At 72.8% G+C, this 18,799-nt stretch carries 14 protein-coding genes; 9 read left to right on the top strand and 5 right to left on the bottom strand.

Going from position 1 to position 18,799, the window contains the following annotated elements:
• Window positions 1-109: 109 nt before the first annotated feature.
• A complete protein-coding gene (locus MXD59_RS06515) occupies window positions 110-1,177 on the top strand; it encodes an ROK family glucokinase (RefSeq protein WP_248823848.1) in 1,068 nt (355 codons plus the stop codon).
• Window positions 1,178-1,264: 87 nt separating this feature from the next.
• On the opposite strand, the gene MXD59_RS06510 is transcribed toward MXD59_RS06515, so the two are convergent.
• The 3 genes from MXD59_RS06510 to MXD59_RS06500 all read right to left on the bottom strand — a co-directional run bounded on the left by MXD59_RS06510 (window position 1,265) and on the right by MXD59_RS06500 (window position 4,308).
• Window positions 1,265-2,518 (bottom strand): ornithine cyclodeaminase family domain, encoded by a 1,254-nt coding sequence (locus MXD59_RS06510; RefSeq protein WP_248823847.1) that lies wholly within the window; start codon window positions 2,516-2,518, stop codon window positions 1,265-1,267.
• Window positions 2,519-2,714: 196 nt separating this feature from the next.
• Window positions 2,715-3,518 carry a hypothetical protein gene (locus MXD59_RS06505; RefSeq protein WP_248823846.1) on the bottom strand — a complete coding sequence of 268 codons (804 nt, stop codon included), beginning with the start codon at window positions 3,516-3,518 and terminating at the stop codon, window positions 2,715-2,717.
• Window positions 3,511-4,308 carry an alpha/beta hydrolase gene (locus MXD59_RS06500; RefSeq protein WP_248823845.1) on the bottom strand — a complete coding sequence of 266 codons (798 nt, stop codon included), beginning with the start codon at window positions 4,306-4,308 and terminating at the stop codon, window positions 3,511-3,513. The genes MXD59_RS06505 and MXD59_RS06500 overlap by 8 nt, the downstream gene beginning before the upstream one ends.
• A gap of 569 nt (window positions 4,309-4,877) precedes the next feature.
• Here MXD59_RS06500 and MXD59_RS06495 point away from each other — a divergent pair.
• The 5 genes from MXD59_RS06495 (at window position 4,878) to MXD59_RS06475 (ending at window position 10,682) form a co-directional block, all read left to right on the top strand.
• Window positions 4,878-5,837 (top strand): lysophospholipid acyltransferase family protein, encoded by a 960-nt coding sequence (locus MXD59_RS06495; RefSeq protein ID WP_248823868.1) that lies wholly within the window; start codon window positions 4,878-4,880, stop codon window positions 5,835-5,837.
• A 33-nt stretch (window positions 5,838-5,870) separates the two neighbouring features.
• The gene (locus MXD59_RS06490) at window positions 5,871-7,445 is read left to right on the top strand and encodes a hypothetical protein (protein ID WP_248823844.1); all 1,575 of its coding nucleotides are present in this window, start codon (window positions 5,871-5,873) and stop codon (window positions 7,443-7,445) included.
• A 4-nt stretch (window positions 7,446-7,449) separates the two neighbouring features.
• Window positions 7,450-7,977 carry a polyadenylate-specific 3'-exoribonuclease AS gene (locus MXD59_RS06485; RefSeq protein WP_163548956.1) on the top strand — a complete coding sequence of 176 codons (528 nt, stop codon included), beginning with the start codon at window positions 7,450-7,452 and terminating at the stop codon, window positions 7,975-7,977.
• Window positions 7,978-8,133: 156 nt separating this feature from the next.
• A complete protein-coding gene (locus MXD59_RS06480) occupies window positions 8,134-9,159 on the top strand; it encodes a 6-phosphofructokinase (protein WP_248823843.1) in 1,026 nt (341 codons plus the stop codon).
• 140 nt (window positions 9,160-9,299) lie between these two features.
• Window positions 9,300-10,682: a class II 3-deoxy-7-phosphoheptulonate synthase gene (locus tag MXD59_RS06475; protein WP_248823842.1), complete on the top strand. Its 1,383-nt coding sequence runs from the start codon at window positions 9,300-9,302 to the stop codon at window positions 10,680-10,682.
• A gap of 29 nt (window positions 10,683-10,711) precedes the next feature.
• Here the strand turns inward: MXD59_RS06475 and MXD59_RS06470 are convergent, their stop codons facing one another.
• On the bottom strand, window positions 10,712-12,667 hold the full coding sequence (locus MXD59_RS06470; protein WP_248823841.1) for a DUF5667 domain-containing protein: 1,956 nt from the start codon (window positions 12,665-12,667) through the stop codon (window positions 10,712-10,714).
• A gap of 112 nt (window positions 12,668-12,779) precedes the next feature.
• Complete coding sequence (locus MXD59_RS06465; protein WP_248823840.1) at window positions 12,780-15,062, bottom strand: PASTA domain-containing protein; 2,283 nt, start codon at window positions 15,060-15,062, stop codon at window positions 12,780-12,782.
• Between the two features lie 323 nt (window positions 15,063-15,385).
• Between MXD59_RS06465 and MXD59_RS06460 the strand changes: the two genes are divergently transcribed.
• Genes MXD59_RS06460 through MXD59_RS06450 form a run of 3 tightly spaced genes read left to right on the top strand, consistent with a single transcriptional unit; the run spans window position 15,386 to window position 18,678 of the window.
• Window positions 15,386-16,207, top strand: coding sequence for a thiazole synthase (locus MXD59_RS06460; RefSeq protein ID WP_283096480.1), 822 nt, complete (start codon window positions 15,386-15,388; stop codon window positions 16,205-16,207).
• On the top strand, window positions 16,204-17,400 hold the full coding sequence (gene thiH / locus MXD59_RS06455; protein ID WP_248823839.1) for a 2-iminoacetate synthase ThiH: 1,197 nt from the start codon (window positions 16,204-16,206) through the stop codon (window positions 17,398-17,400). Before MXD59_RS06460 ends, thiH begins: the two co-directional genes overlap by 4 nt.
• 9 nt (window positions 17,401-17,409) lie before the next feature.
• Window positions 17,410-18,678 (top strand): NAD(P)/FAD-dependent oxidoreductase, encoded by a 1,269-nt coding sequence (locus MXD59_RS06450; RefSeq protein ID WP_248823838.1) that lies wholly within the window; start codon window positions 17,410-17,412, stop codon window positions 18,676-18,678.
• Window positions 18,679-18,799 lie beyond the last annotated feature (121 nt).

The raw sequence follows: 18,799 nt of genomic DNA, 5'->3' as shown, positions 1-18,799 counted from the left end.
CCCGCGCCGTGGGGCACGCCGACTACGCTAGCGGGGCGGCGACGGCCGCGGCGGCCCCTTCCCGGGCCGCCGCATCGCCCAGACCCCGCGTCCAAAGGATCGAGATCACATGAGCATCACAGGTCCGCTGCCTGCCAACCCGCTGTCTGCCAGCTCCCTGTCTGCCAGCTCCCTGCCCGTCAGTCCCCTTCCACCGGTCCCCAACGCGGTCGATGGTGAGCCGGACCGCCGCACCGCCGGTCTCACCATCGGCGTCGACGTCGGTGGCACCAAGGTGGCGGCGGGTGTCGTCGACGGCGCCGGCACCGTGCTGGCCGCTCTGCGCCGACCGACCCCGGGGCATTCGAGCGTCGAGGTCGCGAACACGATCGCGGATGTCGTGGCGGAGCTGTCCGCCGCGTACGACGTGTGGGCGGTCGGTATCGGCGCTGCCGGCTGGATCGACGCCGACCGCTCCCGGGTGATCTTCGCACCGAACCTGGCCTGGCGGAACGAACCGCTGCGCGACGAGGTCCGTGACCGGGTCGGCCTACCCGTGGTCGTCGAGAACGACGCCAACGCGACGGCCTGGGCCGAGTACCGCTTCGGCGCGGGTCGCGGCCGCCGTGACCTGGTCTGCCTCACCGTCGGCACCGGCATCGGCAGCGGCATCGTCGTCGGCGGCGAACTGTTCCGCGGCGCGTTCGGTATCGGCGCGGAGACCGGTCACATGCGGATGGTTCCCGGCGGGCATCTGTGCGGCTGCGGCAACCACGGCTGCTGGGAGCAGTACGCCAGCGGACGCGCGCTGGTCCGCCTCGCCCGGCAGCTGGCCGCCGACGACCCGGCCGCGGCCACCGTGATGCTGGCCGCCAGCGGCGGCGACATCGACGCACTGACCGGCCCGGACGTCACCGAGGCCGCCCGCAAGGGCGACCCGGCCGCGCTGCGCTGCCTGACGGAGGTCGGGCACTGGCTCGGCGAGGGGATGGCGAGTCTGGCCGCCGTGCTCGACCCCGACCGGTATGTGATCGGCGGAGGCGTCTCCGATGCCGGTGAACTGCTGCTCGGCCCGGCCCGCGACCGTTTCGCCGAGACCATGCCCGGCCACGGCCACCGTCCGATGGCCGAAGTGGTCATCGCCGAGCTCGGCAACCAGGCCGGTCTGGTCGGCGCCGCCGACCTCGCCCGCATCTGAGCGGCCGCACCCGTCCGCGGATCAGAGCCGCATCCGGATCAGAGCCGCATCCGGATCAGAGCGGAGCAGGCCGCCACCGAGGCCAGGTCAGGCGAACGTCCCGCCCGGTCCCAGCCGGGCGGGACGGTAGTCGGCCACCAGTTCGAGGGCGAGCTGCTCGAGGAACAGCCCCGCGTCGGCGACCACACCGACGGCGTGCGCGCTGGTCCGTTCGGTCAGGGCGTGCACGGTCGCCGGGTTGACGTCCACACACGCCACCGGGATCGACGCGGGCAGGATGTTGCCCGTCGCCACCGAGTGCTGCGCGGAGGCGACCATCAGCGCGTAGCCGACGCCGCGCAGCGCGGCGCGCATCGCCCGCTGGCCGGCGATGACATCGGTGTGGACGTCGGGCAGCGGCCCGTCGTCGCGCACCGAGCCGACGACGACGAACGGTTTGTTCGCCTTGACCATGGCGTGCATGATCCCCTCGGTCAGCACGCCGGACTCGACCGCCGCGCGGATCGAACCCTGCCGGCGGATCGCGTTGATCGCCCGAATGTGCTGTTCGCTGCCCCGCTGCACCCGTCCGCTGCGCAGCGGCCCGACCCCGAGCGGTGACCCGTACAGTGCCGCCTCGATGTCCAGCGTCGCCAGTGCGTTCCCGCTGAACAGGACGTCGAGGTAGCCGGCCTCGATCAGGGCGACGAGCGCCGGGGTGGCACCGGTGGCGATCACCGCCTGGCCGGCCACCCACAGCACCTGACCGCCTTCGGCCTTGACCTCGCGGATCTGGCGGGCGATCGCGCGCACCAGCACCGCCTGCGGCTGCCCGGACGTCGGCAGCGAACCGTACTCGGCGTGGACACGGCTGGAATGATCGGTCACCGGCAGGACGACCTTGACACCGCCCACCCCGCAGACGATCTGGTCGCCGGCCCGCACGTCGGTGACCGGCACGGTACGGACCCGTCCGTGCGACACGACCAGGCCGCAGTCCATCTCCGGATGTTCCACCGGCACCCACTGGCCGTCGAGGTGGACGACGGTCTCCAGGTTGGTCGTCGAGTAGAAGTCCGTCGGGAACACGCCGTCGCGGTCGGCCGGCTCGCACCGTGCCTCGCCCGCGGTCACCTTGTTCACGCCGTGCACCTGGACGCGCATCAGGATGCGGGTCAGGCGCCGCTGTGTCTCGGCGCCGACGGTGATGACGGCGTGGGACTCGTCGTCGTGGCCGCGCCCGAGGTCGATCCGGTCCACCCGGTAGTCGCCGCCGTAGTCGAGCACGTCGTCGAGGACCTTCGCCAGCACACCGGTGTCCATGAGATGCCCGTGCACCTCGACCTGATCGTGAAAACGCACGCCCAACGCCCTTCTGTTCGTACCCCTGCTCGCCGCTGCCACTGCTGCCGCCGCGGCCCGCCGCCGGTGGCCAGAAGCCTGGTCACGCCGTGCCACAGGGGTCTGCTGCCGTCTGCCGCCGTCCGGGGACGGGTGTTGCCAGCCGGCCATCGCAGGTTCAGCGCGGGTGCCAGCCAGATCGATGGGACCGGATGGCCTAGAGGACAGCGCCGTCGTCGGGACCATCGGGGTCGGTGGGAGGACGGTCGCCCATCCGAGCGACCAGCGTGCCGACCCCGCCGAGGATGAGCAGCACGCCAGCCACATCCTGGGAACGTGACTGGTTGAATCCGATCAGGCTGGGGACCATCAGGAACACCACGCCCAGCGCGATCGATCCGATCGCCCAGCGGGTGACCGGGCGGATGCGGGGCAGCGGCGGTGGGGGCGGCGGCACGTAGTGGTCGTCGTCGCCGTCCGGCGAGCCGGTCTCGGCGCTGTCGGCGCCCAGGTCGATGACCACGATCTCGTCGTCGTCGCCCCGTAGCTGATGCGGGCGCACGCCGGGCGGCAGGCCGGCCTGCGCGGCGCCCGGTTCGGTCTGGTCCGCGGGGTCGGCCGGGGTGTCGGGTTCGAACGGCGGCCGCAGAATGATGATCGTGGGACGGCGCGGGTCGGCGACGTCCTCCTGGGACGGCCAGGCGCGGGTGGTCGGCTCGTCGTCGAAGCGGGCGACGAGCTCGCGGAACGCCGCGTCATCGGCGTCCTGGGAGCGCGGTGGCACCGGTGCCGGCGGCGGGTCGTCGGAGGCGGACCCGGGCGGCTGCTCCAGCGCCGCCCCGGTGGGCTCGGCCGGGGTGGGGGTCGGCTGCTCCGCCGCGGTCTGGTCGGCGTCAGCGGTCAGTGACTCCCTGCGTTCGCCGGTGTCGCCGTTCGCGCCGGGCACCGCCGCGGGACCAGAATGATCGAGTGGCCCCGGGGCCGGCTCGCCCGGGCTGGGGAAGGGCGGATGCTCAGCCATCACTGGCCACCGGTTCGGGCACCAGGGGCGAGAGCGAGTGCGTGCGGACGAACTCCAGGCTTCCCGCGAAGATCTTCTCTTTGTCGTTGTCGAGGGTGGCCACATGCCAGCTGTCGGCGAGCAGCCGTTCCTCGATCGGGGCCCGTACCCCGGCCAGCAGCAGCGCGCCGGAGCTGGGCTCGACGATGTGATCGACCACGCTGCGGTAGGCCAGCACCGGGGAGACGATGCGCCCGAGGTCGGCGCTGGTGACCGCCCACAGCTTGCGCAGGGACGCGAACGGCCGCAGCGGCACCTTGTCGTAGCCGACCTCCGGTACCCCGTCGGCCTTGACATCACCGGCGACCCCGGGAATCGCGGGAAGGATCCGGCTGAGTAGCGGGGCGAGCCCGGCCTGCCAGCGTTCGGTCCGCAGGCTCGCGTTGACGGTGACCAGACCGGCCACCTCGGCGCCGTGTTCCTCGGCCAGACGCAGCGTCAGGGTGCCACCCATCGACAGACCCATGACGAACACCTGGTCGCACTCGCGCCGCAGCCGCAGGAACTCGCCGCGGACCGTCGTGTACCAGTCGGGCCACCCGGTGGGAACCATGTCCTGCCAGCGGGTTCCGTGGCCGGGCAGCAACGGACAGGAGACCGTCAGCCCGGCGGCGGCCAGCGCCTCCCCCCAGGGGCGCATGCTGCCCGGCGAGCCGGTGAAGCCGTGGACCAGCAGCACCCCGACCGACCCGCCCACGTAGGCGAACGGCTCAGCGCCGGGTAGCAGGACCGTGCCGGTGGAACCCGCCATTGCTGTCCGCCCTTCGCGCCCGGTACCTCGTGCCCTGTGCCCGTGCCCTGTGCCCGTGCCCTGTGCCCGTGCCCCGTGCCGCTTACGCCGTGCTCTGTGTAACCCACTCGCCGCGCAACATTCGCAGGGCGGGCGGAAAGTCGTCGGTACCCTCATGCTCGCACGGTCCGTGGGCTGAAGCCATGGTCGTCCGGGTCTCATCGGTGGGCATCTTGTCGCCGATGTCATGACATTTGACGGAATTTCACCAGGAGGTGGAGTCGGATGTCGTGATGCGATCGTCCGTCGTTGCGATGATATAGATCTCGGCACGCCCGTGCTCGTGGTCGGCGCGGGGCAGCGATGCGCTCCGGCCATGGCAGGGTCATCACCCCGACGACGCCGTCCATGGCACTGTTGTGGATGTTCGAGTGGACGTGATGATGTCCGGCTACCTAGGCTCAGGTCTGCCTGCCGGCCAGCGGCATGCTCGGGTCCGCAGCGACGGCGTCGGCGTGTGCAGTGCGGGCGACCCGGTCCGGGCGCCCTGACAGTGTCGTCTCACGACGGTGACCAGGTGGGAGCTGTCCTTGTTCTACTGGGTGCTCAAAGCGATCCTCACGCCCGTACTACGGGTGGTGTGGCGCCCGTGGGTCGAGGGTGCCGAGCACATCCCCGCGGAGGGGCCCGCCATCCTGGCCGGAAACCACCTGTCGTTTCTTGACCACTTCTTCCTGCCGCTGGTGGTGTCGCGGCGGGTGACCTTTCTGGCCAAGAGTGACTACTTCACCGAGGCCGGCATCAAGGGCTGGTTCAAGCGGGTCTTCTTCAGCGGGGCCGGCCAGATCCCGATCGACCGCAGCGGTGGCAAGGCCAGCGAGGGGGCGTTGCGATCCGGCGTGCGGGTGCTGCGCCAGGGCCGCCTGCTCGGCATCTACCCGGAGGGCACCCGTTCGCCGGACGGCCGCCTGTACCGCGGCAAGATCGGTGTCGCCCGGATGGCGCTGGAGGCCGGCGTGCCGGTGATCCCGGTCGCCATGATCGGCACGTTCGAGGCGCAGCCCCCCGGCAAGTTGCTGCCGCGGGTCCGTCGGGTGGGTATGCGGGTCGGCCCCCCGTTGGACTTCTCCCGCTACGCCGAGATGGCGGACGACCGGTTCGTGCTGCGTTCAATCACCGATCAGATCATGTACGAACTGATGGCGCTCTCCGGCCAGGAGTACGTCGATATGTACGCGAAGCGGGCCAAGGAGGAAATCGCCGCGGCCCGGGCGGCGGCCATCAGCGCCGCCGCCACCTCGGACGCCGCCACCTCGGACGCCGTGACCGCCGCGGCCGGCGACCTCGCGGGCGCCGCGTCGGACCGGGCCGCCGCGGGCGGCCCGCCGGCCGGGGTGTCCGCCGCCGGCGTGTCCCCGCCGGCGCGCGTGCTGGCCGACCGCACCGACCGGGCTGACCGGCCTGATCGGGCCGATCGGGGGGGCTCTGCCCGGCCGGCCGCATCCGCTCGTCCGACCACGCCTGGTAACTCGACGGACCGGGCGGTCTGAGGCTGTTTGCGCCGACACGGCAGGATGGGCGATGTGCGTGGTGCCCTGACCCACATCGTCCGCTCCGGTTTCGCCCGGTCCATCCCTGGTTGGAGTCGCTCATCCGGCCGGGTTCCCCGCGACCAGCGGCGCCACCGGGTTCGTGACCTGGTCATCGTCGTGGGTGTGGGCGGCATGCTGTTGGCGACGGGTGCGTCGGCCGGTTGGGCCGTTCCCACGCCGGACGGTGCCGCCCCGGCGGGCGGTGCGGCGGCGGGTGGGGCGGCACCGGCGAACACGCTGGGGCGGTTCGGTCCGTACCTGGTCGACGCGGCCCACCGCGTCGTGGTCGTGCGCGGGATCTCCCTGCCGGCCGGTGTGACGCCGACCGACGCCGATCTCGCGACCTGGCTCGGCCAGGGCTTCACCGGGGTGCGGCTGGCGGTTCCGGTGGCGACCGGCGGACGGGTTCCAGCGGTCGCGGGCTGGCCACGACCCACCGCGTCCGAGCAGGTGACGAGCCCCGCGGACGCCGGCCTCGGCCAGGTCGTCACGCTCACCCGGCGGCTCACCGACCGGGGGTTGCGGGTCGTCGTGCGGCTGGTGCCGACGGTGGCGGGTCGACGTCTCTCGGATGCGACCCTGTCGGTCGGCCTGGCCGCGCTCGCCGACCGGCTGCGGGCCGAACCGGGAGTGTTCGGCTACGAGGTGCCCGCCGGCACCGGCCCGGCGTTGTCCGACACCGTGGCCGCGCACGACCCGGTGCATCTGCTGTGGCGCAGCGGCCCGGCGCGGTTCGACCCGGCGGTGACGGTGGCCCTCAACGATCCGACCGGCTACCTCACCGGCTGGAAGGACGCTTCCCCCGAAACCATCGACACCCTGGTCGCGACCGCCGACAGTTTCGGTCTGAGCTGGTTCTACGACCCGCCGGACGGACGTGGCGCGACGGTGGGTACGGCCGCTCCGGTCGGTGTGGGCTCGGGTTCGGCGCCGACGATGCCGGCGACGCCGGCACGGCTCGTGCGGCCCTACCCCGCGGCCGTGGCGGGCACGCCCGAGCTGTTGCGTTACGACGCGGCCGGCGTGCTGACCCTGGGGCTGCGCCCGGTCGCGGTGGCGCTGCCGGACGGTTCGACGGCGGGTGTCCTGACGGCCGGGACGGCTACGGCGATCAACGTGCCGGCCGCTGCCTACCCGCGCGGCTACCAGGTGGCGGTCACCGGCGGGCGGGTGACCTCGGCGGCGGACAGCGGTCTGCTGTGCGTGGTCGCCGAGCCCGGCGCGGCGCGGGTCGAGATCCAGGTCCGTCCGGCCACGGTGGGCCCGCGGGTCCGCAGTGTGACGATCGCGGGCGCCACGGGATGCGACACCGGGGGAGCCCCCGTCGCGGGTGGTCCGGCGGCCGCGAGCGCGACGGGCGGCACGAGTAGTGGTACGAGTGGTTCGGCGGCGAGGGCCGTCGCCGGTGCCGCGAGCGAGTCGAAGCAGAAGCCATATTCCGGGCCGTTGCTGTGGGTGCTGCCGCTGGTCGGGGCGGCCGCGGCCGCGGGCCTGCTCGCCGCGGTGACGCGACCCTGGCGCCGCCGGCCCGGTCCGGCGGTACCTACCTGGAGCGGGAGAGACTGAACCGGTGGCAACCCGTTTCTTCTACGACACCGAGTTCATCGAGCGGCGTGAGTCCGGCCATCTCTGGCTGGACCTGGTCAGCATCGGCATTGTCAGCGAGGACGGCGCACAGCGTTACTACGCCGTGTCCACCGAATTCGATCCGGTCTGGGCGGTGCCCTGGGTCCGGCGCAACGTGCTCGACCAGTTGCCGTCGCCGGCCGACCCGGCCTGGCGCTCCCGGGCCCGCATCCGCGATGATCTGAACGCGCTGCTGACGGCGGACGGCGCACCGGAGCTCTGGGCCTGGTACGGCGCATATGATCATGTCGTTCTCTGTCAGCTGTTCGGGACGATGACCGACCTGCCGGCGCGGATGCCCCGGTTTACCCGGGATCTGCGCCAGCTGTGGGAGGAGCTGGGCCGTCCCACGCTGCCGCCGCCGCCGGCCAACGCCCACGACGCCCTCGCCGACGCGCTGCACAATCTGGCTCGTTGGGAGATCCTCGCCCCGCTGCGCCCCCGCACCGCCGGCCAGCCCCCCCGCTCATGACTTTTTGAGCTTGATTCGCCACGCCTAGTAGTTACAAATAGCACTCTGTATGTGTCGTGCGCCGCTACGCTGCCGCTGCTGTCGCCGCCGAGAGGCGGGACGGGAGTGGGTACTGGCGCGGCCCGGTCGGGCCGGCGCGGAGGCGAGGAGAGTGCGATGAGGATCGGCGTACTGACCGGCGGCGGTGACTGTCCGGGGCTCAACGCGGTGATCCGGGCAGTGGTACGCAAGGGCGAGAGCGTCTACGGGCACCAGTTCGTCGGCTACCGCGACGGCTGGCGTGGCCCCCTCACCGGCGACACGGTGCCCCTGGACACCACCGCGGTCCGTGGCATCCTGCCTCGCGGCGGCACGATTCTCGGCTCGAGCCGGACCAACCCGTACGCCGCGGTGGACGGGCTCGAACTGATCCGCCGCAACCTGGCCGCGGACGGGGTCGACGCGCTGATCGCCATCGGCGGCGAGGACACCCTGGGCGTGGCCGCCCGGCTGCACGCCGACGGCGTCCCGGTCGTCGGCGTGCCGAAGACCATCGACAACGACCTGTCCGCGACCGACTACACCTTCGGCTTCGACACGGCGGTGAACATCGCCACCGAGGCCGTCGACCGGCTGCACACCACCGCCGAGAGTCACCACCGGGTGCTCATCGTCGAGGTGATGGGCCGCCATGCCGGCTGGATCGCCCTGCACAGCGGGATGGCCGGGGGCGCGAACGTCATCCTCATCCCCGAGCGGCCGTTCGACTTCGACAAGGTGTGCGCGTTCGTCGAGTCCCGGTTCGCCACCCACTACGCGCCGATCATCGTCGTCGCGGAGGGTGCCACTCCCATCGCGGGCACGATGATGACCAAGGACGCCGAACTCGACGCGTTCGGCCATGTCCGGTTGCAGGGCATCGCCGCGGTGCTCGAAACCGAGATCCGTGGCCGGACCGGCCGGGACGCCCGGGCCACCGTGCTCGGCCATCTGCAGCGTGGCGGCACGCCCAGCGCGTTCGACCGCTGGCTCGCGACCCGTTTCGGTCTGCACGCCGTCGACGCCGTGCACGAGGGCGAGTCCGGGGTGATGGTCGCGCTGCACGGCACCCGGATCGACCGGGTGCCGCTCGCCGAGGCCACCGGTGCGCTCAAGACGGTGCCGGCGGAGCTGTACGCCGAGGCCGCGGTCTTCTTCGGCTGACCGGGCCCTGGGCCGGCCCGGGGCCGGGCCTTGGACCGGCACCCGGGCCGGACGCTGATCCGCCGCCGGGCCGGATGACTTCACCGAAACCTGCGAGTATCGACGCGTCCTGGACCTGGACAGCCGTACCCTGGTGTCTCGTGAGCGCATTGGACGTCTGGCGGACCCTTCCGGCCAAGCAGCAGCCGTCGTGGCCCGACCCGGTCGAGCTGCAGGCGGCCGCGGAGCAACTCGCGGCGCTGCCCCCGTTGGTGACGGCGCCGGAGGTGCGGTCACTGACCGATCGGCTGGCGATGGTCGCCCGCGGGGAGGCGTTTCTGCTCCAGGGCGGTGACTGCGCCGAGACGTTCGCGGCCAACACCGCCAACAAGATCCGCGACAAGGTGAAGACCCTGTTGCAGATGGCTGTCGTGCTCACCTATGGCGCGAGCACCCCGGTGGTCAAGGTCGCCCGCATCGCCGGCCAGTACGCCAAGCCGCGCTCGGCCGACATCGAGGCGAGCACCGGCCTGCCGTCCTACCGGGGTGACGCGGTCAACGACATCGCGGCCACCGCCGCCGCCCGTCGGCCGGACCCGATGCGCATGGTCGCCTCCTACCACCAGAGCGCGGTCGCGCTGAACCTGGTGCGCGCGTTCGCCACCGGTGGCTTCGCCGACCTGTCCAAGGTCCACGAGTGGAACAAGGCCTTCGTGCGCGACTCGGCCGCCGGCCGGCGCTACGAGGTGATGGCCACCAACATAGACCGGGCGCTGTCGTTCATGGCCGCCTGCGGCATCGATCTGGACCGCACCGCCGCGCTGACCGGCGTGGAGCTGTTCACCAGCCACGAGGGTCTGCTGCTGGAGTACGAGCGGGCCCTGACCCGCGTCGAGGACGCCACCGGTCACCCGTACGACCTGTCCGCGCACATGATCTGGATCGGCGAGCGCACCCGCGACCTCGACGGTGCCCACGTCGACCTGCTCTCCCGGGTCGGCAACCCGATCGGCTGCAAGATCGGCCCGAAGGCGAGCCCCGACGAGGTCCTGGAGCTCGCCGAGCGGCTCAACCCGCACCACATCCCCGGCCGCCTGACCCTGATCACCCGGATGGGGGTCGGCCGGATTCGCGACGCCCTGCCGCCCATCATCGAGAAGGTCAACGCCGCCGGCCCGCCGGTGGTGTGGTCCTGCGATCCGATGCACGGCAACACCCGTGACGTCGGTGGGATCAAGACCCGCCACTTCGACGACGTGCTCGACGAGGTCTTCGGCTTCTTCGAGGTGCACAAGGCGCTGGGCACCCACCCCGGCGGCCTGCACATCGAGCTCACCGGGGAGAACGTCACCGAATGCCTCGGTGGCGCCGAACTGATCGGTGAGGACGACCTTGGCGGCCGGTACGAGACGGCCTGCGACCCGCGTCTGAACACCAGTCAGGCACTGGAACTGGCCTTCCTCGTGGCCGAGATGCTGCAGCACGCCCGCGGTGAGCGGGCCGCCGCCCACCAGGACGCCCACCCCGTCGCCCCGCGTCCCTGAGCTGACCGGCACCGCCGCCGGAGGACCAACTACCCGGCGGTGATGGCAGCGTCGTCGTCGGGAGCGGCGCCGCTGGTGCCAGCCGTGGCCGGATCCTCGGTGGCGTTGTCGGCAGGTGCCGCGTCGCCGGCGCCAGGTGTGTCCTCGACGAGAGCGGGCCGTGGGGCCTGCGGCTCGGCATCCGTAGGTGAGCTTTGTTCTGGCCGCGGCTCGAGGTCGCTGATCGTCCCGCCGGCACCCCTGCCCGCCGCCGAACCGGCCGGTGCCGTCGGCGCCGCGGATGGCGCGCCGGGCGGGTGCGCCACCTCGGATGGTCGGACCCCCACCGCGAGGGTGGAGCTGGGACGGGGTGCCAGGCCGACATCATCGCTCGGGGCGCGCCCGGTGTCGGCCGGTTCCGCGGAACCACTCGGCGGGTCGTCGGCGTCTCCCGCCGGAGTGCCACCCGTGGACGTGCCACCCGTCGAGGTACCCGATGGCGAGGTACCCGATGGCGAGCTGTCCGTCGCTGACGCACGGGTCGAGGCCGGCACGCTCGGCCCGGTGCCGTTCGACGTGGCCGTGCTCTCAGGTGTGATCGGGCTGTCGAGCGTGGCCGCGCTGTCGGGTGTGGTCGGGCCGACGGGTGTCGTGGTGCCGTCGGGTGTGGCCGGGTCTGCGGGGGTGCCGTCCGAACCGGTGGGGGTGGGCGTGGCGGGAGCGGTGGGTGCGCCCGCGGGGGCGGACGGCAGGCGTGGTGCGGTGGGGAAGGTACCCGGCGGGGTCGGGCCGAGGCCCCGGCGGAACTCGCCGATCAGGTCGACGGCCGCGTGGGCGGCGTCGGTGGTTCCCGGTGGAAGCTCGTTGATCACCACGGCGAGGCTGCTGTTCTGGTCGGCGGTGAAGGTCGCCAGGGCGCGCCAGGCGTCGAGGTTGCCGGCGTCCGCCCGGGCGAGCAGCACCTGGGCGGCTGCCCGCGCCTGTGCGCACCAGGCCCACAGCAGCTTGTTGATGGTGTCCGCATCCGCGTGGTGACCGCCCATCCCATGGGTGGACGGATGCGACGGTGCCACGGACGTCGACGCGGATACGGGTGGCCGAGTCGACGTGGTCGCGAGTGCCGATCCCAGCGGTCCGACCTCACCGGTGGGCGCACCGGGACCAGCCGTGGGCGTGGGAACGGGAGCGGCCGGGCCGAGGGGACCCGCGGGCGGTGTGGGGCCGGCCGCGGAGGTCGAGGTGGACGGTCCAGCCGGCGCCGTGGCCGGTGCGGCCGGTAGGGGTAGCGGCAGGGAGCCCGGGCGGCCGGTCGTGGGGCGCTGCGTCGGCGATCCGATGGACGGACGACCGCCGAGGGCGGGAGCGCCGATGGTGAGCAGGCGCAGTTCGGACATGCGCACCCCCGCGACGTCCAGGCGGGTCTTGGCGCGGGCGACGGGATCGCGTTCCAGCGACACCTGGATGTCCTCGACCTGCCGTTTGACCCGGTACAGCGGCTCACCGGGCAGGGCGTCGCGGGCGCTGAGGGCGAGCCCGATCACGGCGATCGCGACGCTCAGACCAGCAGCGATCATCGCCTGGGCGAGGCGGGGCACGCCGACCGTCGACGGACCGGCCCATGCTCGTCGGACCGCCGCCCGGACCCTGTTCCCGTGGGGACGCCTCGCCCGGCCACGCGACTCGGCAGCGGTGGCGGTGGCGGTGGTGGTGGTGGTGGCGTCGGCGGCGGTGGTGGCGAGGTCGGCGAGGATCCGCGCCCGGATGGCGTCGCGCCGGACCGGGTCGAGCCGCGGGCGGGGCAGGGAGCGGGCGGCGTCGGCGAGGGCGAGCAGCCGGGCCTCCTGCGGCCCGGTGGGGGAGGCGTGGCCCTCCAGCAGGGCGGCGAACCGGTCGGCCTGGTCGGCCCGTGTCCGGTGGGACAGCAGGCGGCGGATTGGGCGCACCGCCGGGCTGGCCGACGGGGTCGTGGTGCCGGGTACCCGGTCGCGTCTGCGCGCTGCCCTCACGTGCGCTCCCTGGGGGCCGGTCGCGGCGACGTGGAACCGGTCTGGCCGCCCCCGTGCCGGCCAGCCCGTATGTCGGTGTGGTGGCAGGTCGTCGCCGGATTATCCCTGGCGGCTAGTTACCCCACGACCACACAGTGTTGACCCGTACTGTACTACCTTTCTCGATCTTGGAGCCAGGTTGAGGCGACTGGGCGACCACACGGTCGTTGGGTTGACCGAGGACGGCCGACCTGGTGATCTTCAGGCCGGTGCGGCGCAGGGTGCTCTCCGCCTCACGGTAGGTACTGCCGATCACGCGGGGGACGGCGACCTGCACGCCGCTGCCGTCGCCGCCGCCGCTGTCATCGCCGTTCGGGTCGTCCTCGCTCGACGACCGAGCGACGGTCAGGGTGACCTTGGCGTTCGGTGCGATCGGCTGCCCGACCTGCGGATCGGAGCCGACGACCGAATCGGGCGGGCTGTCGTCGGTGACGACCACCGCGCGCTGCACGACGACCCCGGCGATGCCGAGCGCGTCGATCCTGGCCTTCGCCTCGTCGTAGGACCTGCCGATGATGTCGGCCGGCATCTGCCTGGCGTCCGGCCCGGTCGACATGACCAGCACGACGTTGCTGTGTGGCTGGACCGCCGTGTTGATCGCCGGATCGGTCGAGATCACATGCCCGGCCGGGATGCTGTCGCTGGCCCGGTTGCTGAGGCCGCCCATGACCAGGTTGACCTGGGCGAGCCTGGCGGTGGCCTGCTCCTGGGTGAGGTTGGCCAGGTCCGGGACGCGGACGGTCTCGGGGCCGGTGCTCAGCCGCAACGAGATCGTGGCACCCTTGTCGACCTTGCTGCCGTCGGCCGGGTCCTGCGTGGCGACCTGTCCGGCCGGCACCGTGGCGCTGGCCGCCGCGTCCAGATAGGACCATTTCAGGCCGGAGCCATGCAGGATGGTCTCCGCGTCCGCCTTGCTGACGTTGGTCACCCGCGGAACCCCGACCTTGCTGTCGCTCAGGGTCTGGAGGCCGAGATACCCGAGCAGGAACACCAGGGCCGTCGCGCCGACGACCAGCCACGGGAGAGGACGCCGCCAGCCGGGGGCTGTCGCCGCCGCCCGTCGCCGGCCACGCGGCGGGCCGGTCGGCCCGCCCTCCTGCCCTGCCTCCTGGACGGTGCCGTCCATCCGCATCGCCATCGACCCGGGCGCGCCGTACCCGCCGGTCCCGCTCTGCGCGGACCTGTCGCCGCCCCCAGGCCCGGCCGACCCGTCGTATCCGGCCGACCCGTCGTATCCGGTCGAGCTGTCGTACATGGCGGTTCCGTCGTACACGGCGGTGCCGGGGTGCGCGCCGCTGCCGCCGGGGTGCAGCCCCTCGGCGGAGTGGTCCATGGCGGCGGTGTCGAGGGGTGCCGAGTCGCTGTGCGGGGAGGGGTACCGGCCGGGGCGGTTCGCCGGCCCGGAGACTGCCGAGACCTCGATGCCGGTGGCGGCCGCGGGCTGCGGGTCGATCAGCCCGATCCGCCGGACCTCGCCGGTGAAACCGGTAGGATGATCATGGTCCTGGGGGAGCAGCGGCCCGAGTCGCAGCAGCTCGTCGAGCAGGGCCGCGCCATCGGACGGGCGGCGCGCCGGGTCGCGGGCGGTGGCGCGCAGCACCAGCGCGTCCAGCTCCGCCGGGATGTCGGCGACGACGCTGGACGGTGCGGGCACATCGCCGTGGACGGACTGGTAGGCCATCGACATCGGGGTGGCGCCGCTGTAGGGCAGCTGGCCGGTCAGCGTCTCGAAGAGCACCACGCCGGCGGCGTAGACGTCACTGCGGGTGTCGGCCGTCCCGAGGGTGACCTGTTCGGGCGCGAGATAGCCGACGGTGCCCATGACGACGCCGTCCGACAGGGCCTGGGACGGCTGGCCCAGCGGCCGGGCGAGGCCGAAGTCGGCGACCTTCACCTGGCCGTCGTCGCCGAGCAGGATGTTCTCGGGCTTGATGTCGCGGTGGATGATCCCGGCCGCGTGCGCGGCCGCGAGTGCCTCGAAGACCGGTTCGAGGATCTCGACCGCCTCGAGGGCGGGCAGTCGGCCACGCGCGCCGAGGTGCTGGCGCAGCGAACGGCCGCGCACCAGTTCCATCACCAGGTAGTTGACCAGCCCGCTGGGGCTGTGGTCGGAGCCCTGATCGAGCACGGAGACGACCCGGGACGTGTTCAGCCGGGCGACCGCGCGGGCCTCCCGGTGGAACCGGCCGACGAACTCGGGATCATGGTTGAGGTTGGGATGCATGATCTTGAGCGCGACGAGCCGGTCGAGCCGGTTGTCGTGCGCGACGTACACAGTCGCCATCCCGCCGACGGCGAGCCGCTCCTGTGCCGTGTACCGGCCGTCAAGGAGCCGACCTATGACAGGGTCGGCCACGGTGGCATCCACGCGCCCCAGTTTACGATCGCCCCCCACCGGCACTGCTATCGGACGCCCTGGGCTATTACACCCGTTTTGCCCCCGGCCGCAATGGCCGCACAGCGTACGCCCTGGGTGGCTCTGTGCCGGGTACCCGAGCGCGGGTGAGGTGCTCGCCCCCGATCGTGGGCGGTCGACCGGTCGACCCCGTGGGGGCGCTCGAGGGCTCGGCTAGACTCGCGCCCGGCTACGGGGAGTCCGCCAAGGTGGGGCGCACCGGCCGGCTGGCGCTGCGGCCGGCGACCCGCACACCCGATCTCGATCATGCGCACGTGGGGAAGATGATCATAATGGACGATCTGGTGATTGCCGGCCAGGCCTATGACAGTCGGCTGCTCGTCGGTACCGGCAAGTTCGCCGCCCATGAGGTGATGAGGGCGAGCCTGCTCGCCTCCGGAGCCCGGATCGTCACCGTCGCCCTGCGCCGGGTCGATCTTGACCGTCTGGGCGAGGGCGACGTGCTCGACTTCGTGCCGCCGGAGCTCACTCTGCTGCCGAACACCTCGGGCGCGGTCGACGCCGGCGAGGCCGTGCGGCTGGCCCGGCTCGGCCGCGCCGCCACCGGCACCGACCTGGTCAAGCTGGAGGTCACCCCGGACCCGCGCACCCTGGCTCCCGACCCGATCGAGACGCTGCGCGCCGCCGAACTGCTGGTCGCGGACGGGTTCACCGTCCTGCCGTACTGCTCGGCCGACCCGGTGCTCGCCCGGCGCCTGGAGGAGGCCGGTTGCGCCACGATCATGCCGCTGGGCAGTTGGATCGGGTCCAACCGGGGGCTGCGCACCCGCGACGCGATCGAGGCGATCGTCGCCGGCGCCGGCGTGCCGGTGGTCGTCGACGCCGGGCTCGGCGTGCCCTCGGATGCCGCCGAGGCGATGGAGCTCGGGGCCGACGCGGTGCTGGTGAACACGGCGATCGCGGTCGCGGCCGACCCGGAGCGGATGGCCCGGGCGTTCGCGCTCGCGACGATCGCCGGCCGGCTCGGGTACCTGGCCGGTCAGGCGACACCCGGCCCGTCGACCGCCGCCGCCCCGTCGTCGCCGCTGACCGGCTTTCTCGGTGCGCTGCCGACGCCGGTCGCGCTGCCCGTGGTCGGCGGGTGAGCACGCCGCCGGGGCTGTTCGCCCGGGAACTCGCCGGCCTCGACCTCGCCGACCTCGCCGAACGGTCCCGGCGGGCGAGCCCGGCCCAGGTCGACGCGCTGTTGCGGCGGGTCGCGCCCGCCGGTGCGGATCCCGGCCGGCCCGCGCCGGGCAGCGGCCAGCTGGGCCTCGAGGACCTGGCGGTGCTGCTCTCACCGGCCGCCGGGCGGCGCCTGGAGGAACTCGCCCACGCCGCCCGGACGACGACGCTGCGCCGGTTCGGCCGGGCGGTCCGGCTGTTCGCGCCGCTGTACGTCTCCAACGCCTGCCTGTCGTCCTGCACGTACTGCGGGTTCGCCAAGGGGCTGGCGGTCACCCGGCGCACGTTGGACCTCGACGAGGTCGAGGCCGAGGGGCGGCTGCTGGCCGACCGCGGGTTCCGTCATCTGCTGCTGGTCTCGGGCGAGCACCGGGTGGAGGTGTCCGCGGACTACCTCGTCGGTGTCGTCGAGCGGCTGCGTCCGCTGTTCCCGTCCCTGTCGATCGAGACGCAGACCTGGTCGGACGACACCTACGCCCGGCTGGTGCGGGCCGGGCTCGAGGGGGTCGTGCACTACCAGGAGACCTACGACCGCACCCGGTACGCGCAGGTGCACGTCGCCGGATGGAAACGGGACTACGACCGTCGGCTGTCGTCGTTCGAACGCGCCGCCTCGGCCGGGGCCCGCCGCCTCGGGATCGGCGCCCTGCTCGGCCTCGCCGTGGACTGGCGGGCCGATGTGCTCGCCCTCGGTGCCCACGCCGCGTTCCTGACCCGGCGGTACTGGCGGACCGAGGTGAGCGTGGCGCTGCCCCGGATGAAACCGTCCGCCAGCGCGTTTCCGCCGGTCGTCGTGGTCAGCGACGCGGAGTTCGTCCAGGCCCACGCCGCGTTGCGGTTGTTCGGACCGGATCTGGCACTGTCCCTGTCGACCCGGGAACCGCCGGGTATGCGCGACGGACTGGCCCGGATCGCGGTGACCACGATGAGCGCCGGATCCTCCACGGAACCCGGCGGATACGCGGCGCCCGGCACGGCCGGCGAACAGTTCTCGATCTCGGACGAACGACCGCCCGCCGAGGTCGCCGCGATGCTGGTGGCGGCCGGTTATGAGCCGGTCTGGAAGGACGCCTTCCCGCTCTACGGCGGGAATCTCGCAGGGCAGTCGTACTAAGCTGCGCCGATGCAGCGAATTGTCATTGTCGGCGCCGGTATGGCGGGTGGCCGGGCGGCCGTGGAGCTGCGTAAGCGCGGCTTCGAGGGCGACGTGGTGTTGGTCGGTGCCGAGGCGCACCGCCCCTATGACCGTCCGCCGCTGTCCAAGGCGGTGCTGACCGGGCGGATCGACGACACGACCATCCCGCTGACGCTCGACGGCGTCGAGGTCGTCACCGGGCGCCGGGCCACCGCGCTTCGGCCCGGCACTCTGGAGACCGACGGCGGCCCGCTGGCCTACGACGGGCTGGTGCTGGCGACCGGGTCCGACCCGATCCCGCTGCCCGGTGACGGTCCGGTGCGGGTGCTGCGCACCGTCGACGACGCCATCGGGCTGCGCGAGGTGCTGCGCCCCGGGCTGCGGCTGGTGATCGTCGGCGCGGGCTGGATCGGTGCCGAGGTGGCGACGACGGCGGCGGCCGCCGGCGTCGAGGTGACCGTGGTGGAAGCGGCGGACACGCCGCTGCGGGCGGCGCTGGGTGCCGAGATCGGCGCGCACACCATCGACTGGTACGCCCGCGCCGGGGTCACGCTGCGCCTGGGCGTCGCGGTCGAGCGCACCACGGCGGACGGTCTGGTCCTGGCCGGCGGTGAACTGCTGCCCGCCGACGAGATCCTGGTCGGTATCGGTGCCCGCCCTGATCTTGGCTGGCTCGCCGACAGCGGTCTCGTCCTCGACCGGGGCATCGTCGTGGACGAGTACCTCGCCGCGACCTGGTCGGGGGTGGACGGGCCGCCGGTCGTCGCGGTCGGTGACTGCGCCGCCTGGTGGTCGCGGCGCTACGAGCGGCGGTTGCGGGTCGAGCACTGGGACTGCGCGCAGCATTCCCCCTCGGTGGCCGCGGCGACGTTGCTGCGCGCACCCGGCCCTGGTGCGGCCGCGGCCGACAGTTCCACCGACGCGCCGGCCACCGACGCCGCTGTCTACGACCCGGTGCCGTATTTCTGGTCCGAGCAGTTCGGCCGGATGGTGCAGTACGCCGGACTGGCCGACCCCGACCATGAGCTGATCTACCGGGGTGACCCGCGTGAACCCGAGCCGCCGGCGGGTACCCGCCCGCCGGGTTGGTCGGCCGGCTGGTTCACCGCGGACGGAACGCTGCGAGCCCTGGTCTCCATCGGGCGTCCCATGGATGTGGCACCGGTGCGGCGACTGCTGGTCGCGGGCGGAACCGTCGATCGCAAGGGATTCGCCGACCTGTCGGTGACGATGAAGGAGCTGGTCGCCGCCGGGTGATTCCGGGCGATTCACGCGATACGCCAGTGGCCGCGGCGAATCGTGTCAAGACAAAGCGCGACAGCCGGTCGGTCAGCCAGTTGCTTCTGCACCCGAATGTGAGCAACGGGGCGCTTAGCGC

The sequence above is a fragment of the Frankia umida genome (assembly GCF_023242945.1).
Lineage (GTDB): Bacteria > Actinomycetota > Actinomycetes > Frankiales > Frankiaceae > Frankia > Frankia umida.
The sequence above is the reverse complement of the archived record's forward strand: the minus strand, read 5'-3'. Positions and strand labels throughout refer to the sequence as shown.

Excerpts from the sequence above, each read along its gene's own strand:
- MXD59_RS06515 (WP_248823848.1), top strand. The coding sequence starts at position 110 with ATGAGCATCACAGGTCCGCTGCCTGCCAACCCGCTGTCTGCCAGCTCC.
- MXD59_RS06505 (WP_248823846.1), bottom strand. The coding sequence starts at position 3,518 with ATGGCTGAGCATCCGCCCTTCCCCAGCCCGGGCGAGCCGGCCCCGGGG.
- MXD59_RS06500 (WP_248823845.1), bottom strand. The coding sequence starts at position 4,308 with ATGGCGGGTTCCACCGGCACGGTCCTGCTACCCGGCGCTGAGCCGTTC.
- MXD59_RS06480 (WP_248823843.1), top strand. The coding sequence starts at position 8,134 with ATGAGGATCGGCGTACTGACCGGCGGCGGTGACTGTCCGGGGCTCAAC.
- MXD59_RS06460 (WP_283096480.1), top strand. The coding sequence starts at position 15,386 with ATGATCATAATGGACGATCTGGTGATTGCCGGCCAGGCCTATGACAGT.
- MXD59_RS06450 (WP_248823838.1), top strand. The coding sequence starts at position 17,410 with ATGCAGCGAATTGTCATTGTCGGCGCCGGTATGGCGGGTGGCCGGGCG.